Annotated in this window: 10 protein-coding genes; 8 read left to right on the top strand and 2 right to left on the bottom strand. The window is 68.7% G+C overall.

The genetic code is table 11. The features are described from left to right. Window positions 1-9: 9 nt before the first annotated feature. Entirely contained in the window at window positions 10-1950 is a 1941-nt protein-coding gene (locus GA0074704_RS21285) for an amylo-alpha-1,6-glucosidase (RefSeq protein WP_088972132.1), read from the bottom strand. Window positions 1951-1992: 42 nt separating this feature from the next. On the opposite strand from GA0074704_RS21285, the gene GA0074704_RS21280 reads away from it, so the two are divergent. The 8 genes from GA0074704_RS21280 (at window position 1993) to GA0074704_RS21245 (ending at window position 17672) form a co-directional block, all read left to right on the top strand. Next, a complete protein-coding gene (locus GA0074704_RS21280) occupies window positions 1993-4725 on the top strand; it encodes an MGH1-like glycoside hydrolase domain-containing protein (RefSeq protein WP_088972131.1) in 2733 nt (910 codons plus the stop codon). 73 nt (window positions 4726-4798) lie between these two features. Continuing rightward, the gene (locus GA0074704_RS21275) at window positions 4799-4996 is read left to right on the top strand and encodes a type II toxin-antitoxin system RelE/ParE family toxin (RefSeq protein WP_197697679.1); all 198 of its coding nucleotides are present in this window, start codon (window positions 4799-4801) and stop codon (window positions 4994-4996) included. After that, complete coding sequence (locus GA0074704_RS21270; RefSeq protein WP_088972129.1) at window positions 4993-5310, top strand: helix-turn-helix domain-containing protein; 318 nt, start codon at window positions 4993-4995, stop codon at window positions 5308-5310. The genes GA0074704_RS21275 and GA0074704_RS21270 overlap by 4 nt, the downstream gene beginning before the upstream one ends. A 102-nt stretch (window positions 5311-5412) precedes the next feature. Further along, window positions 5413-6129, top strand: coding sequence for an HAD family hydrolase (locus GA0074704_RS21265; RefSeq protein ID WP_088972128.1), 717 nt, complete (start codon window positions 5413-5415; stop codon window positions 6127-6129). A 10-nt stretch (window positions 6130-6139) separates the two neighbouring features. Further along, entirely contained in the window at window positions 6140-6928 is a 789-nt protein-coding gene (locus tag GA0074704_RS21260) for a DUF4184 family protein (RefSeq protein WP_088972127.1), read from the top strand. A gap of 573 nt (window positions 6929-7501) precedes the next feature. Then, window positions 7502-16207, top strand: coding sequence for a golvesin C-terminal-like domain-containing protein (locus GA0074704_RS21255; RefSeq protein WP_157743760.1), 8706 nt, complete (start codon window positions 7502-7504; stop codon window positions 16205-16207). Beyond that, on the top strand, window positions 16204-16677 hold the full coding sequence (locus GA0074704_RS21250) for a hypothetical protein (protein ID WP_088972125.1): 474 nt from the start codon (window positions 16204-16206) through the stop codon (window positions 16675-16677). Before GA0074704_RS21255 ends, GA0074704_RS21250 begins: the two co-directional genes overlap by 4 nt. 401 nt (window positions 16678-17078) lie before the next feature. Then, on the top strand, window positions 17079-17672 hold the full coding sequence (locus tag GA0074704_RS21245) for a golvesin C-terminal-like domain-containing protein (RefSeq protein WP_088972124.1): 594 nt from the start codon (window positions 17079-17081) through the stop codon (window positions 17670-17672). Here the strand turns inward: GA0074704_RS21245 and GA0074704_RS28910 are convergent. Continuing rightward, window positions 17599-18120, bottom strand: a complete 522-nt coding sequence (locus tag GA0074704_RS28910; protein ID WP_157743759.1) for an SMI1/KNR4 family protein — start codon at window positions 18118-18120, stop codon at window positions 17599-17601. The genes GA0074704_RS21245 and GA0074704_RS28910 overlap by 74 nt on opposite strands. Window positions 18121-18223 lie beyond the last annotated feature (103 nt).

The following is an 18223-nucleotide window of genomic DNA, read 5'->3' as shown; positions in this document are numbered from 1 at the left end:
AAAGCGTGTTTAGCGGCTCCGGCGGGCCCGCAGCAGCTCGGCGACGGACCAGGCCTGGAAGGGGCACCCGGTTGCGGCGTGCGGTGCGAGACCGTCGGCCGTCTCACTCACCGAACCTATCCCAAAATCCACCAAATGACCCTCAAGTCCGACCAAAAGGTTATCGACCGGTAGCTTCGCCCGCCGATGGGCATCCACCAGGGGGCCGATCAGCCACGGCCACACCGTGCCCTGGTGGTAGCCGCCGTCCCGCTCGGCCGGGCCGCCCCGGTGCCGGCCCGCGAAGCCGGGGGAGTCGGGGGAGAGGCTGCGCGGGCCGAGCGGGGTGAACAGCCCGGCCAGCAGCCGGCGCAGCATCGGCTCGTCCGGCTCCATCGGCGCGTACGGCAGCGACCAGGCCAGCAGCTGGTTGGGGCGGAGCAGGTCGTCGTCGTGGTGGGCCGCCCCGCCCAGCGGGTACGCCGGCGCGGGCGCGTCCACCACGTCGTACAGCCAGCCGGCCGGGGCCGGGAAGCGGGCGCGGAACGCCGTGCGGGCCCGCTCGTGCAGCCGGATCAGATCGCCGGCGTCCTCACCGGCCCGTTGCGCCAGCTCGACCAGGCCGGCGAGCCCGTTGACCCAGAGCGCGTTGACCTCCACCGGCTTGCCGGTACGCGGGGTCACCGGCACCCCGTACACCCGGGCGTCCATCCAGGTCAGCGCCACGTCCGGCGGGCCGCCCTGGGTGATCAGCCCGTCGGCCGGGTCGACGGCGATGCCGTACCGGGTGCCGGCCAGGTGCGCGTCGACGATCCCGCGCAGCGCCGGCAGCAGCTCCGCGCCCAGGTCGGCGTCATCGGCCAGGGTGACGTGCCGGTCCACCGCGTGCAGGAACCACAGCGCCGCGTCGACGGTGTTGTACTCCACCCGGCCGGTGTCGGCGGTGTTCGCCAGCATCCCCTCCGACAGCGTCGCCGCGTACGACCGCAGCAGCTCCCGACCCTCGTCGAACCGGTTGGTGGCCAGGAACAACCCCTCGTACGCGGTCATCGTGTCCCGCGACCAGGCCCCGAACCAGGGATAGCCGGCCACCACGTCCGGGCCGGCCGCGGTGCGGACGACGAACGCGTCGGCGGCCAGGGCGAGCGTCGCGTCGACCGCGTCGGCCGGGTGGGCCGCCGCCACCACCGCCCGGTTGCGCCGCCGGGCGGCGGCCACCACCTCCGTCGCCGGCGGCGGCTCCTGCGCGAGGTCGTCGGCCCAGGCCAGCACGGACACGGTGTCCCCGGGGCGCTCCAGCATCCCGGCGAACCGGCCCGCGTACCAGAGGTCCTCGTCGGGGTTCAGCCCCCGGGCGGCCTCCTCGCGGTGGTGCACGCCCAGCCACCACTGGCCCTCCGGGTGCCAGTCCGGGCCGGAGATCCGGAACGCCCCCTCCACCACCGCCCCGCCGTCGGCCTGCTCCATCCGGGGGGTCGGCCCGTCGGCCCGCCGCTCGCCGTGGGCGTCCCGCCAGGTGCAGACGGCCGCCAGGTCGAGCCGGACCGGGCCGCCGGAGACCAGCCGGTGGACCACGGCCACGCAGGACCGGCCGTACGTCATGGCCAGTTCGCGTTCGACCACCACGTCGCCGATCCGCCAGCGCCAGCGGGGCAGCCCGTCGACCAGCTCGAAGCGTTCCAGCAGCTCGAAGCCGCGCGGGTCGACGTCGCCGGAGGACCACTCGTGCGCGCCGAGCCGCACCTGGGCGCCCGACGGCCAGGTCAACGCCGGGTCGAGGCCGACCAGTCCCACCTTCCGGGAGGCCGGCGTCGCACCGGCCACCACCAGCAGGCCGTGGTAGCGGCGGGTGCGCAGGCCGGCGACCGTACCCATGGCGTAGCCGCCCCGGCCGTCGGTGACCAGCCACTCCCGGCCGGCGGCGGCGGTCAGGTCGCCGCACACCTGCGGTCCGAAACCGATGTCGATCAACTTCCCTCCAGTGGCGGCGAGGTGTAACACGCCACGACGAGAATGGGCGCTGTGGTCAAGTACCCCGGCGGCGTCGAAGATGTGCAGGTGATCACCGACCGTTCGCACTCCGACGAACCCGCCTTCGACGCCGAGCGGCTGCGCCTGGCCCAGGCCGACGCCGGGGAGCAGGACTGGCGCGCATGGGGCCCCTATCTGTCCGAGCGGGCGTGGGGGACGGTACGGGAGGACTACAGCGAACACGGCACCGCGTGGGACTACTTCCCCCACGATCATGCGCGGTCCCGAGCCTACCGGTGGAACGAGGACGGCATGGCGGGCGTCTGCGACGACCGGCAGACGTTCTGCTTCGCCCTGGCGCTGTGGAACGGCCGTGATCCGATCCTCAAGGAGCGGATGTTCGGCCTCGGCGGCGACGGCGGCAACCACGGCGAGGACGCCAAGGAGTACTGGTGGTACGAGGACTCCACGCCCACCCACTCCTTCATGCGCTGGCGCTACCACTACCCGCAGGCCGCCTTCCCGTACGACGAACTGGTCGCGGTCAACGCGCTGCGCGGCCGGGACGACACCGAGTACGAGCTGGTGGACACCGGGATCTTCGACGCCGACCGGTACTGGGCGGTGACCGTCGAGTACGCCAAGGCGTCGCCGACCGACATGTGCGTGCTGGTCACCGTCGCCAACCGGGGCGACGAGGCGGCGACCCTGCACGTGCTGCCCACGCTCTGGTTCCGCAACACCTGGGCCTGGGGGCTGCCCGGCGGCGACCGGATCCCGAACCTGGTCGGCGCCGACCGTGACCCCGGGACGGGCAGCGGGGCCCGGCTGGTCGGCGAGCACTGGGTGCTCGGGCAGATCGTGCTCGAGGGCGAGGGCGAGCCGACCCCGCTGCTCTGCGACAACGACACCAACGCCGAGCGGCTGTGGGGACTGGACGGCCGGTCGGCGTACCCGAAGGACGGCATCAACGACCACGTGGTCGACGGCGCGGACACCGTCAACCCCGACCGGCAGGGCACCAAGGGCGCCCTGCACTACGTGCTGGACGTGCCGGCCGGCGGGCAGCGGCAGATCCGGCTGCGACTGACCCGCACCGCCCCGCCGCCGGGCGGCGGCACCCCCCGACCGGCCGACCTCACCGACGGCTTCGACGCGGTGTTCTGGGGCCGCCGGGCCGAGGCGAACCGCTTCTTCGCCGGGGTCATCCCCGCCGCCGCCGACCCCGACGAAACGCTGATCGCCCGTACGGCCATCGCCGGGCTGATGTGGGGCAAGCAGTTCTACCACTTCGACGTGCAGCGGTGGCTGGACGGCGACCCCGGCTCGGCGCCCCCGCCGGCCGGACGCCGGCACGGGCGCAACAGCGCCTGGTGGCACATGAACAGCTTCGACGTGATCTCCATGCCGGACCCGTGGGAATACCCCTGGTACGCGGCCTGGGACCTGGCCTTCCACTGCGTCACCATCGCCCGGGTCGACCCCGGTTTCGCCAAGGCCCAGCTGCTGCTCCTGCTGCGCGAGTGGTACCTGCACCCCAACGGGCAGATCCCGGCGTACGAGTGGGCGTTCGGCGACGTGAACCCGCCGGTGCACGCCTGGGCGGCGCTGAAGGTGTTCGAGATCGACGGCTCCCGGGACCACGAGTTCCTCGCCCGGGTGATGCACAAGCTGCTGCTCAACTTCACCTGGTGGGTCAACCGCAAGGACACCGGCGGCAACAACGTCTTCGAGGGCGGCTTCCTGGGGCTGGACAACGTCGGCCCGTTCGACCGCTCGGCCGCGCTGCCGGTGGCCGGGGTGCTGGAGCAGTCCGACGGCACCGGCTGGATGGCCATGTACGCGCTCAACCTGCTGGACATGGCGGTCGTGCTGGCCGAGCACGACCACGCGTACGTCGACACCGCCACCAAGTTCTTCGAGCACTTCGCGTACATCGCCGGGGCGGCGTACCGGCAGGGGCTCTGGGACGACGAGGACGCCTTCTTCTACGACGTGCTGCGGCTGGCCGACGGCAGCCAGGTGCCCCTGAAGGTCCGCTCGGTGGTGGGGCTGCTGCCGCTGGCCGCCACCACCCGGCTCACCGCGCGTACCCTCCAGCGGCTGCCCGAGCTGGGCGCCCGGCTGCGCTGGTTCCTCACCCACCGCCCGGAGTACGCGCACGTGATCGGCGCCCGCCGGCTCGGCCCCGACGGCCGCCAGCAGCGGCTGCTGTCCATGGTCGGCCCGGAGCAGGTGACCCGGCTGCTCGCCCGGATGCTCGACACCGACGAGTTCCTCTCCGAGTTCGGCCTGCGTACGCTCTCCCGCGCGCACCTGGACAAGCCGTTCGCGGTCACCCTCGGCGGCCAGGAGTTCTGCGTCGGCTACGAGCCGGCCGAGTCGACCAGCGGGCTGTTCGGGGGCAACTCCAACTGGCGCGGGCCGATCTGGATGCCGACGAACTTCCTGCTGATCAGCGCGCTGCGCGACTACGCGGCGTTCTTCGGCGACGACCTCCAGGTGGAGTACCCGACCCGCTCGGGGGTGAAGAAGACCCTGGACGAGATCGCCGACGACCTCTCCGCCCGGCTGATCTCGATGTTCACCCGCGACGACTGGGGCCGGCGGCCGATCTACGGCGCGGCCCAGCTGTTTCAGACCCACCCCGACTGGCGGGACCTGATCGCCTTCCCGGAGTACTTCCACGGTGACAACGGGGCCGGGCTGGGTGCGTGGCACCAGACGGGGTGGACGGCCCTGGTCGCCGACCTCATCCTCACCCTCCGCCGCTGAACTTTAGTCCGGGCTATACTTCCGCCGTGGGTGGGCGGCGGTGGACCATCAAGGTGACCGGACAGGTCCGTGACTGGTTGCACGATCGGGTCAGCAGGTTTCCATCCGGATCCTGTTCGTGTTCGACCCGTGGTCCCAGGCTGTGCTGTTGGTCGCCGGCAACAAGGCTGGAGACTGGGACCGGTGGTACAACCGTGCGGTGCCGCAAGCCGAGGATGCCTACGCTGACTGGATCATCCACGAGACCCAGCGTCGGGAGGAGAAGCCGTGACGACGGAGTTCCATGACTGGGAGGACGTCCGGGCTGACCTGGACGACGGCCACCGCGTGGCTCTGGAAGCAGAGCGCGAGCGGACCGAGGCATGGGTGAGCGCATTCCACCTCGCGGAGGAGCGGAAGCGCCTCGGCCTGACGCAGCGGGACGTGGCGCAGGCCATGGGAGTCACACCCGGCCGCATCAGCCAGATCGAGAACGGCGACCTCGACGTCAACGAGGTCGCCACGCTCGCCCGCTATGCCGAGGCACTGGGAGCCAAGCTCCGCATCATCTTCGACTATGGCAACGACATTCGTCAGATCGCCTGACCAAGGCCGCTCGAGCCCGAGTGGGCCGGGCCCGAAACCCGGGTGATCCGGCGAGCCCGTCCGAGTACGGTTTCCCCGGCACCGGACACGGGAGGAGGCCGCATGGCGCAGCCGCGCGAGGCAGAGGTCCTGGTTTTCGACGCCGACGACACGCTCTGGGAGAACAACGTCGTCTTCGAGCGGGTGATCGACGACTTCCTGGGCTGGATCGACCACCCGAAGCTGGACCGCACGGAGATCCGGGCCATCCTCGACGACATCGAGCGGGCCAACGCGGTCGCGCACGGCTACGGCTCCAAGGTCTTCCTGCGCAGTCTCGGCGAGTGCCTGGAGCGGCTGCGGGAGCGGCCGGCCACCGAGGCGGAACGGCGGGCCGTCGACGAGCTGGCCGCCGCGCTGATCGCCCACCGGGTGGAGCTGATGCCGGGGGTGGCCGACACCCTGGACGCGCTCGCCGGCCGGCACGAGCTGCTGCTGCTCACCAAGGGTGAGCGGGAGGAACAGCAGCGCAAGCTGGACGCCTGTGGGCTGCTGCACCACTTCCGGGCGGCGCACATCGTGCCCGAGAAGGACGTCGACACCTACCGGTGGCTGGCGCGGGAACACGGCTTCGACCCGGCGGTCGCCTGGATGATCGGCAATTCGCCGCGCTCGGACATCCGGCCGGCCCGGGCGGCCGGCCTGAACGCGGTCTTCATCCCCAACGACAACACCTGGGTGCTGGAGCACGACGAGCTGGACCCGGACGATCCCGGGGTGGTCCACCTGAAGGAGTTCCGCGAGCTGCTAACGCTCTTCGGGGCGGGCGCGGGCCGGTAACGTCGGGCAGGTGCCGCTGACCTTCCCGTCGCACCTGGCGCCGGTGCTGCCGCTGAAGCTGTGGCGACCGCGCTGGTTCGACGGGGTCGCGTTGGCCACCGGGGCGATGGCGCCGGACGTCGGCTACCTCTTCGTCGGCACACCCCTCGCCCTGGGGATGCGTACGCACACCCTGGGCGGGGTGCTCTGGTGGTGCCTGCCGGTGGCGCTCGGCTACGCCTGGCTCGTCCGGCGCACGATCGCCGGGGTGGCGGTGCACCTGCCCGGGCAGCGGCTGTTCGACTGGCCGCAGTACGCCGCGCTGGGCCGCGTACGGCACCCGTGGCAGGTGAGTGTCTGCTCGGCGCTGATCGGCGCGCTCAGCCACGTGGTCCTGGACCGGGTCACCCACACCGAGCGCTGGCCGAGGGCGCTGGGCATCGACTTCCACGCCACCACCGGGATGTACTGGTGGACCTTCGCCGACCTGCTCAGCTCGGCGGTGGGCGGGGCGGTCGTGCTGGGGCTGGCGCTGTGGGCCGCGCCCCGCCGTCGGGTCTGCGCCGGCCCGCCGCCCTCCGGTCCACCGGCCCGACCGGTCCGGTTCTGGCGCGCCGCGCTCGCGGTCAGCCTGGCCGGCGGTGCGGTGCTCCCGGCCCTGCCGGCCGCCACCATTCCGGCCCCCGCCGGGGTGCGGCTGCTGCACCTGGTGGCGCTGGCTCTGGCCGCGGGCGCCTGGGCGGCCGGTACGCTCACCGGGGGCCGCCCGACGCCGGAACGTACTCCTCTCCTCGGGAAGGAACAGCGCCGGATCGGCTGACCTCGTTACGGCGACATGCCGGTTTTTGACGTTGGCGTCAATCACATCCGCCCGCACCCGCCAAAGCTTGTCCGAGCTGCGACGACGCGCCTAAATTGGGCCCCGCGTCCAACGACTCTTCGGGGTGAGTTCGCCGGACGCGCCGAAGTCCGGTAGTTGGGCACCGTGGAGCTGAGTGCAAGCGGGCCGGCTCGCCGTGTGGAGCCCGGCGTGGGCGGCGTGCCCCGCCTGCCGCGCTCTCCGTGGCGAATTCCGCTACCACGCCGGACGGCTGGGGGTCAGGACCGGGGAGTTGCGGACCCGGTCCTGACCCGTTTCTATGCCCTCTTCCTGCCTTCCCCGGCACCGGTCCGTCCACGGTGGACGCCGGCCGTACCCCTTCTTCCACGTCGCCAAACCTCCCACCCTGCGGAGACTTCCTCGCGATAGCGGCGCGGTAGCCCTCCGAGTAGGTGCCGTTCCTAGCCTCTACCCGACGTGTCGGCGGTGGACCGGAGGGTAACGGTGGAGAAAAGATCAAGAGTCCCCCTGATCGGGGGTCTGGTGGTGGCCCTGGTGGCCACGCTGGGCGGGATGGAGGCCCTACCGGGCCGATATTCCGGCCCACAGGCGGCGCACGCCGCGCCGAAGGGCGCACCCACGCCGGAGGGGACCGCCGAGGAGGACGACGGCTTCCTGTCGAAGCTCGGCCGGGCCGCCCGGGGCGTCGTCGCCGGCGGCAAGCCGGAGGCGAAGGCCGAGGCTCCCGCCGCCGGCCTGGCGGTCAGCGAGCCGCCGGCCGAGGCCAAGGTCTGGCCGGCGCAGAAGCGGGTCAGGGAACTGCCGGGCAAGCGCACCGCCAACAGCCGGGTCTACCAGCTGGCCGACGGCCGCACGCAGGCCGAGATCTCGATGGCCCCGCTGCACTACCGCGACGCCAAGGGCGCCTGGCAGGCCATCGACACCCAGGTCCGGCCGACCACCACCAAGGGGTACGTCCAGGGCAACCGGACCAACAGCTTCACCAGCCTCTTCGGCACCAGCTCCAAGGACCTCGTCCGCTTCGAGCAGGACGGCCGGAGCATCGAGCTGGGCCTGACCGGCGCCGCCAGGGGCGTGACGCCGAAGGTCACCGGCTCCACCGTCACCTACCCGGGCCTGGCCGATGGCGCGGACGTCGTCTACGACGTCACCCCCACCGCGCTCAAGGAGAAGATCGTCCTGCGCGACGCGCCGACCGGCGCCGCGACCTGGACCTTCACCCTGGACACCGCCGGCCTCGTCGCCGAGCAGCGCGCGGACGGCTCGATCGCCTTCGTGCGGCCCGGCGGTGGCGAGCCGGCCTTCGTGATGCCGGCGCCGTACATGTACGACGCGAAGGACGACGCGACCTCCCCGCACGGCAAGGTGTGGAGCGACAAGGTCAGCCAGCGCGTCCAGCAGATGTACGGGCAGACCACGATCACCCTGTCCGCGGACGCGTCGTGGTTGAACGACCCGGCGCGGGTCTACCCGGTGGTCGTCGACCCGACCATCCAGGTCCGCCCGGTGCCGGCCGACGCCCAGGACGTCCAGATCTACTCGGGCGCCAGCACCACCAACTACAACGACACCTACCAGCTGAAGGTCGGTACGACCTCGACGGCCGCCTGGCGGTCGCTGCTGAAGTTCGACGTCGACGCGATCCCGGCCGGTACGACGATCGACGACGCGCAGCTCCAGCTGTACTACTCCCAGACGCACACCGACTGGGCGTACGACGTGCCGATGCAGGCGCACCGGGTCACCGCGGACTGGACCGAGGGCACCGCGACGTGGGGCACCATGAACACCAGGTTCGCGGGCGCCCCGGCGTCGAACACGGTGCTCAAGGACGACGGCGACGCCGGCACCTCGGTGGTCGGCAGCTGGCCGTACTCCACCGGGACGCTGGCACCCAAGGGCATCAACGGCGACTACAAGTGGCACAGCAGCTCCGCCTCGACGGACAGCCACACCTGGGTGCCGACCATCACCGAGTCCGGTGACTACCAGGTCGAGGTGCACTACGTGGGCGCCTCCGACCGGCCGACGAACGCGCCGTACACCGTGTACTACAGCGGCGGCTCGAAGAAGTACTACGTCGACCAGACCACGCCGAGCAGCGCGGGCGCCTGGGTCACCCTCGGCACCCACCCGTTCGTCGCCGGCACCACCGGCAAGGTCGTGCTCAACGGCGTGACCGGCTACGCCGCGATCGCCGACGCCGTCCGGTTCACCAAGGCCGGCACGGTCAAGAAGTACGCCCAGTCCAGCGTCTGGAACTCGTTCCCGGTGCGCGACGTCGTGCAGGAGTGGGTCAACGGGACCCAGCCGAACTACGGCCTCATGGTCAAGGCGCTCGACGAGGCGACCAAGGGTCGCGGCGGCCCGGTCTACGAGGCGTCCGAGTACTACTACAACAACGACCGGCGGGACTACAACCTGCCGAAGCTGGTCGTCACCTACGGGCGGCCCGGCGTGGCGGTGAGCCCGCCGACGACGGTCACCGCGACCGGTGCGGTGCTGGACTGGCCGGCGTACACCGACCCGTCCACGGCCACCGGCGACGACGTCGTCGAGTACCAGGTGCACCGCAGCGTCCACCAGAGCTTCACCCCGTCGGCGGCGACCCTGATCGCCCCGGTGTCCTCGGCCACCCGCACGTACCAGGACACCACCGCGGTGCCGACGGCGGCGGACAACACCGACCCGATGGCGCGGAAGTTCTACTACTACATGGTCGCGGTCAAGACCCGCGACGGGCAGCTCCTGGCCGGCCCGACCCAACCGGCGATGCTGCCGAAGGCCGGTCAGGTCACCCGGATCTACCGCACCGGGCAGACCGACACCACGCTGTCCGCGGGGCGGCCGACCAGCAACGTGGACGTCTACGACGGCGACCCGTACGTCAGCCCCGGCAACAACTCGTCGTACTACGGCGACACCCGTGGCCTGGTGAAGTTCGGTTCGCTGGCCGGCATCCCCACCGACGCCAGGGTCGTCGACGCCGAGCTGCGGATGTACAACACCTACCTGTACCCGGGCACGGACACCGACGAGTACGTCGACGTCTACAAGCTCAAGCGCAACTTCACCGAGACCAAGGCGACCTGGGACACCTACGACGGGGTGAACCCCTGGACCACCAAGGGCGGTGACTACGACACCGCGTGGAAGGCCAGCTTCAACGGGTTCACCAACGACCCGGAGTGGGAGACCTGGGACGTCACCTCGGCGGTGGACGGCTGGGTGAAGAACGCGGCGACCAACTACGGCCTGCTGCTGCGCCAGCGGGACGAGGTCAACGCGACCGCGCGGGCGATGCTGCTCTCCTCGGAGGGGGCGGACCCGATGCTGCGGCCGACGCTGGAGGTCACCTACCTCGAGCAGACCGGTGAGTCGACGTACTACGCGGCGTCCACGCCGCAGGTCACCACGGCGAACTCCACCTACACGGTGCCGGTGACGGTGTCGAACCCGACCCTGGCCGCGTGGAACACCACCGACTGGGAGCTCAGCTACGACTGGAAGCGGCCCGACGGGCTCGCGGAGGTGACCGGGGACCCGGCCACCGACGCCGCCTTCGAGCTGCGTACCGCGCTGCCGAAGAACATCGCACCCGGCGCCGCGGTGGACGTCACCGCGCAGGTGAAGACGCCACCGTCGTCGACGGACGGGAACAAGCGCACCGACTACGTGCTGCAGTGGAGCCTGCGCAACAAGCTGACCGGCAAGAAGCTGACCGACACCGTGCCGGCGATCCAGCCGCTGCCGCAGAACGTGGCGGTGGAGGAGCCGACGTCGGACCAGCTGGGTCTGGAGAAGTTCTACTCGTACGCGGGGAAGAACACCGGTGCCGGCGGCACGCTGATGAACAACCTGTACTCCGGCAACACGGTGTGGTCGTACAACGCGTTGACCAACCCGTCGCGGGGTCTGTCGACGTTCGTGCGGATGTCCTACAACTCGCTGGACACCTCCGACTCGGTGGCCGGTTTCGGGTGGTCGCTGCAGGCGTCGTCGATGATGCGCCTGGGCACTCCGCTGGACTTCCACCCGAACCCGAACCCGACGAAGGTCACCCTGACCGACGGCGACGGCACCAGCCACTGGTTCACCTGGGACGCGGCCACCTCGGCGTGGAAGAGCCCCAAGGGTGTGCACCTGTACCTGGAGAAGGTCACCGCCCTCGACTGCAAGCCGAACACGCAGGAGCCGAAGGCGTGGCGGCTGACCAAGCCCGACCGTACGCAGTTCTTCTACGACTGCGAGGGCTTCCTCACCAGCACGGTCGACAACAACGGCAACGAGATGCGCTTCACCTACGAGGAGCGCAAGAGCAACAACGCGCCCACCAAGTTCCTGAAGTACATCACCGACGCGGCCGGTCGGACCACGCTGACCCTGGACTACTACGCCAAGGGCCAGACGTTCGACTACATCGACGACGTCAACTGGACGAAGGTCCGGGCGACCGGTGGGCTGACCAACCCGAAGATCATCGACCACGTCTCGCAGATCACCGACATCTCTGGGCGGAAGCTGACCTTCACGTACACCGACAAGGGTCTGCTCGGTGAGCTGATCGACGGCGCCGGCTCCACCAAGGGCGCGCCGAAGGTGTTCTCGTTCCGCTACGACATGACGCAGGGGAACAAGAACGTCAAGCTGGTCAAGGTCACCGACCCGCGGTCGAACGCGACCTCGGCCGGCTACGGCACCGGCATCGTCTACAACTCTCCGCAGACCGGGGACGACCCGAAGTTCCACTGGACGACCAAGTCCTACACCGATCGGCTGGGCTACCTGACCCAGTTCGGCTACGTGGACCCGGACGGCCCGCAGGGCAACAACATCAATGCGACGGTCACCGACGCGGAGAACCGCGCGACGGCCTATCTGCAGGACGGCTACGGCCGGGCGATCGAGACCACCAACGCCAAGGGCCAGAAAACCAAGCTCGGCTGGGACGACGACCACAACGTCATCCGGCTCGAGGAGACCAATGGCGCCGTTTCGACTTGGACGTTCGATCAGAAGACCGGCTACCCGACCGAGATCAAGGACGCTGAGGCGGTCAAGAACGGCACATCGGGTACGGTGCTGGCCTACCAGCGCCAGCTCAACGGATACGTCGCCGACCTCGCTGAAAAGACGAGCCCCGAGGGTCGTAAATGGACCTTCGGGTACGAGACCGACGGCGACCTGTCCTGGGTGGTGGACCCGATGGGCAACACCACGGCAGACCCGGACGACTACAAGACCTCCTACACCTACGACGCGTGGGGCCAGCAGCTGACGGCCAAGGACGCCAACGACAACGTCACCACGAACAGTAGTTTCGACCCCAACGGCTACCCGCAGATCACCACCGACGCGGAGAACCGGGCCACGAAGTTCGTCTACGACTCGCGCGGTAACGTCCTGAAGGTCACAGACGCGCTTAACCACGACACCCTCCAGACATACGACACCTTCGGCCGTCCGCTGGAGAACCAGGTGGCCAAGAACCAGGCCGCTGGTGAGTGGGTGACGACGCCGGCGCCGAAGTACGACGAGAACGACAACGTCTACGAGTCGACGGCCCCGAACGGTGCCACCACAACGGCGTACTACGACAGGGCCGACCAGCTGGGCTACTCGTTGGCTCCAGTTGACTCCGCGGGCGATCCGGAGCGGCGGACTTCTTACACCTACGACAAGGTCGGCCACCTGCTGACCACAACCGAGCCGAAGGGCAACCTGACCGCGACGGTCGGGGATTACACCGTCACCAACGGTTACGACGCGATCTACCAGCTCACCAGCATCACCAATGGTGCGGGTCACCGGATTTCTTACGAGTACGACGATGTGGGCAACGTCCGTAAGGTGATCGACCCACGGAAGAACGCATCGGCCGCCACCGACGACTATTCGGCGGTGTTCGAGCACGACCAGGCGCACCGCATCCTGAAGACGACGGACGCCTTGGGGAAGTTCACCACGAGCACCTACGACCGGGACGGCCTGGTCGTCGCCACCACCGATCAGCTCGGCAACACCACCGAGGTCAGCCTTGACGCGAGGGGCAAGCCGACCCAGGTGAAGGCACCGCACAAGAACGACGCGGGCACCATCACCTACAACGTGACCAGGTTCGAGTACGACGAGGTCGGCAACCAGGTCAAGGTGACCACGCCGCGCGGCGTGGCGACCCCGGACGACCCGAACGACTTCGCCACGGTGAACGTCTACGACAAGCTGAACCGGGTCAAGGAGAGCCGGACCGCGTACGACAAGGACGACTCCCGCTACACGGCGGCGGACGTCACCACCTACGAGTACGACGAGGTGGGGCGGCTGAAGACCCAGTCGGCGCCGCCGTCGGCGGGTGAGGCGACCAGGAACAACACCACGTACACGTACTTCGACAACGGCTGGACGAAGACCAGCAGCGACCCGTGGGACATCGTCACCGCCTACGAGTACAACGACCTGGGCGCCCAGACCAAGCGGACGCTGACGCCGGCCGGGGAGGACCCCTCCAACTCGACGGCCAACCGGACGATGACCTGGACCCACTACCCTGACGGCAAGCTGAAGTCTCGTGCAGACGACGGCGTGCCGGTCGGCAAGCAGGTGGTCCTCGTCGACAACTCCGACTTCAACAACACCACGACCACCGGCACCTGGACCCCGGCCACCACGGCCGGCGACAAGTACGGCATCGACTACGCGACCCGACCCGCCGGATCCGGCGCGAACACCTTCACCTGGCAGTTGAACGTGCCGCAGTCCGGCACGTACGAGGTCTTCGCCCGCTACCCGAAGGTCACCGGCGCGGCCACCGACGCTAAATACACGGTGAGCCACGGGGGTGGGAACACGTCGAAGACGGTCAACCAGAACACCGCCGCTGCCACCTGGGTCAGCCTCGGCTCTTACAGCTTCACCGAGGGCAACAGCCACAAGGTGTCGCTGTCGGACCAGGCCACCGGAGTGGTCGTGGCGGACGCGGTCAAGCTGGTTCGCAACAACACCGGTGAGACCGACGACGAAAAGCACGAATACAACTACCGGTACGACCCCAACGGCAACCTCGTAGCCATCACCGACTCGTCACCGAACACGCCGGTGGACACCTACGCCGTCGACTACACCAGCCTGAACCAGGTGCAGACGGTCACGGAGAGCAAGTCCGGGGCGGTGAAGAACACCACCTCATTCACCTACAACGAGAACAGCGCCCCGCTGACCACCGTGCACAAGAAGCAGTATTCGGTCTTCGAGTACGACGCGCGCGACCTGGTCGAGAAGGTCACCAACGGTAAGTCGCCGACCGATCCGGACAAGAAGACCACTACCTTCACGTACACGGATCGCGGCGAGAAGGCGAAGGAGACCAAGGGTAACGGCAACACGGTCAACTACACGTACTATCTCGACGGGCCCCTCAAGTACCAGGTCGAGAAGAAGCCCAACGGAGTGGTCGTCTCCGAGCACTCCATGTACTACGACGCCAATGGCAACCGCACCAAGGACGTCAACAAGAAGATGCGTGCGGACAACCACTCCGCGTACATCTTCAACACCACTGAGAACACGTACGACCCGCGCGACCGGCTGGTGTCGGTGACCAAGACGGGCGACACGCCAGGCACGGAAAGCTACGTCCACGACGCGAACAACAATGTCATCAACCAGACCCTCGGCGGTTCCACGACGACGTTCAACTACGACCGCAACCGGCTGCTGACCGCGTCTGCCGGCGGGGCGACCACCTCGTACAACTACGACCCGTTCGGTCGTCTGGACACGGTGACCGCGGCCGGCACGGTGATGGAGCGGAACGTCTACGACGGCTTCGACCACGTCATCGAGAATCGCAAGAAGAAGGCCTCCGGCACCGTCTCGACCAAGTACACCTTCGACCCACTGGACCGGACGGCGACCAAGACGACCGACGCCGGCGGCCCTGGCGCCAAGACGACCAACTTCAACTACCTCGGGCTCTCCAAGGAGATTCTGGACGAGGTGGTCGCCGGCAAGGTCGCGAAGTCTTATCAGTACGGGCCGGGCGGGCAACGGCTGTCGCAGGTGACGCACAAGGACGACGGCACCGAGGAAGACGCCTACTACGGCTACAACCCGCACACCGACGTCGAACAGCTGACCGACGACGCCGGCGAGACCAAGGCCACCTACGGCTACACGGCCTACGGTAAGGACAACGAGGCGGAGTTCACCGGGATCGACAAGCCGGACGCCGCCGACCCCACCAAGGAGCCCTACAACTTCTACCGGTTCAACTCCAAGCGGTGGGACCAGAACTCCGAGTCGTACGACATGGGGTTCCGGGACTACAGCCCTGGTCTCAACCGGTTCCTGACCCGCGACAACTACAACGGCGCCCTGTCGGACATGAACCTGGGGCTGAACCCCTTCACCGGCAACCGCTACGCGTTCGGTGGTGGGAACCCCATCAGCGCCGTCGAGCTCGACGGGCACATCTGGATCAACGATGGCGGCGGTTCCTACGTCCCGCCGTCGGCCACCCCGTCGCCCACGCCCGCGCCCAGCGCAGGTGGGTCCAGTGGGGGTGGGTCTCCATCGCCGGGGGCGACGCCGTCGCCATCGCCGCAGGGAACTCCGATCCCGATCTCCTGCGTCCCCGCTGAACTGTGCAAGGACCCCATGGTCGAAGCGGCCGTCGGATTCATCCCGTTCTCCGACGCGCCGGACTGCCTCCAGGGCGACAAGTTGGCGTGCGGGTTCACCGCGGTGGACGCGGTGCCCGGCGGCAAGATCGCCCATGGAATCGGTGCGCTGGGGTCCGCGCTCATCACCGCGAGGCGGCTGGCCAAGTACGCGGACGATGCCGCTGCGGGCCGCGGCCTCTGGGATCTCCCCTTCCGGCAGCGTGGCTATGCGCTCGAGAAGCGGATCATGGATGAGATGGGCCTGCCGGGCCTTCCTACACCCAACAACCCGACCATCGACGCCTTCGACTTCGCAACCGGAACTGCGACCAGTATCAAGACCAAGGCTCTGCACAATGGCTTCTATAACGGAAGTTCGCTCCAGACGGAATTGCGCAGGGACATTCGGGCGCTCGAAAGATACAAGGGCCGCACGTACGGCGGTATCACGATCAAGGAAACGGACATCAAGAATAGAAGTTTGATCGTCGGTATCCCGTCGGGTACAGTATCGAGCCAACAGTATGCTGCCATGGTGGACGGTTACCGCTATGGGTTGGCTCGAGGAATCGACGTGAGGTACGTGATCGTGAAATGAGCGGGTGGGTCGATGTCTACCAGCGCGCCGACGGACGTATCTATGTGTCCAGCCATTCCAGAGTGGTGAACGGCCCGCTCGTGGTGAACGGTTGGTGTCGGGTCGTCGCGCCCGAGGCGACCGATGGTGAGGTCGGCTCGCTGGTCCAGGAAGGGCTCCGGGTCGGCGAGGAGCCGATGCGCGGTATTTCTGCGGAGGACGTGAAGGAACTTTTGCGGCCCCTGCTGAAATTGGCAGGCGTCAGGTCGTTTGCTGCCCTGGCGCGAGGCACTCGCGCGGTTGGCGTCGAGCGGGACGAGTCAGGCAGCTATGTGATCGTCTCCACCGAGAACCGTGGTGTGCGAACCGGATTCCTGTTCACCGACGAGAAGGTCACCGTTCCGGCGAACTCCGCTGTCGAGGAGGTCGGTAGGGCGGTCCGTCGTGGGCTCGGCGACTCTTCCATAGTTGCCACCGCGGATCAACGGTAGAACATCGCCGATGGTGGGGTGATGGTCCCTCTGGGACCGTCACCCCATCGGCAGGACGTGAAAGATGTCCGTTGATCCGTCCATATTGCTGTTGGTGATGCCACAGCGGAGCCCCGTCGCGGTTGACGGGGCTCCGCCCGTTTCGCCCCTTCGCACGGGCAATCCCCCTTATCTGCCGGCCTGCGCATCGGCTGGTCGCCTTGGGCAGGACGGCGGTGTCGTGACGGTCACCGGCCGAGGACGCCGCCGGCCCGATCACCTACCGCACCAGCACCGCCGACGACTTCACCAGCACCATCGTCTACGACGCGCTCAACCGTAAGAAGGAAGAGTGGTCGGCCTACGACCCGAACGACTCGCGCTACAACACCCCCAACAAGACCATCTACACGTACGACTCGGTGGGCAACCTCCAGGAGGTCAGCGCGCCGCCGTCGGACGGGCAGAGCGTCCGTAACGTCACCAGGTACGACTACTACGACAACGGCTGGACCAAGACGTCCACCGACCCGTGGGACATCGTCAACTCGTTCGACTACAACGACAACGGCCAGCAGACCAAGAACACGCTGACCGCGGCCGGCGGGTCGACCTCGCGGACGATCCTCTGGGAGTACTTCCTCTCCGGCAACGAGAAGCGCCGGACCGAGGACGGCATCCCGGTCGGCAAGGACGTGGTCCTGGTCGACAACTCCGACGCCCACAACACCGCCTCGCAGGGCACCTGGACCGTCGGAACCGCGACCGGCAACTACGGCTACGACGTGGCCACCGCCCCGGCGGGCACCGGTTCGGCCCAGTACAACTGGCAGCTGAACATCCCGCGGGCCGGCAACTACGACGTGTTCGTGTACTACCCGCAGGTCACCGGCGCGGCGACGGACGCGAAGTTCACCATCACCTACAGCGGTGGCGCCAGCGTCACCAAGACGGGTGAACCTCGCCGCGAACGCCGAGGGCGTCGGCGACCTGCGTCAGATAGGCGCACAGGGTAGGCCACGGCTCGGAGAAGTCGCCCGGATTGTCGTGTGGCGCCCAGCCCAACCGGCCGTGTCCTGGTCCTGCTCTGCGGTCGATCACCTGAAGACCGCCGTCGGACGCGCCGAACGGCAGCCACCGTTCGTGCCACCACGGTTCAACGCCCGGCGCGTGGGAGGCGAAGCCGTCGACGTCCTCGGCGATGTCCATGCGGTCCTGATGCTGCTCGACGATGCCGCTGACGCCGAGCGGCGGTGCTTCCGGCAGGATCATCGCCCACCGAGTGAGGCCGTCGTGCCGGCGCAGGGATTCGACCGACTGTGGCGGGAAGGTCAGTCCCAGTTGGGCCTCGCCCGCATGGATGGCACTCGGATCCGCCGGCGGTCCCAGTGCCGACAGGCTTTTCGGCGCGTACTTCTCCACCCAGCTCTCGATCCGGAACCATGCCTCCGTCACCGTTCCCACCCGCGGAGTCTAGGCGCCGGGCAGCCCCGGCCGATGGCATGTCAGGCCGGCCTGCTGACGGCGAGTGACGGTATGAGGCGTCATCTCTGTTGCCCCAACCCCG

This window comes from Micromonospora siamensis, from assembly GCF_900090305.1.
Classification (GTDB): Bacteria; Actinomycetota; Actinomycetes; order Mycobacteriales; family Micromonosporaceae; genus Micromonospora; species Micromonospora siamensis.
Note: the sequence above shows the minus strand (reverse complement) of the source record. Positions and strands in the feature narration are given on the sequence as shown.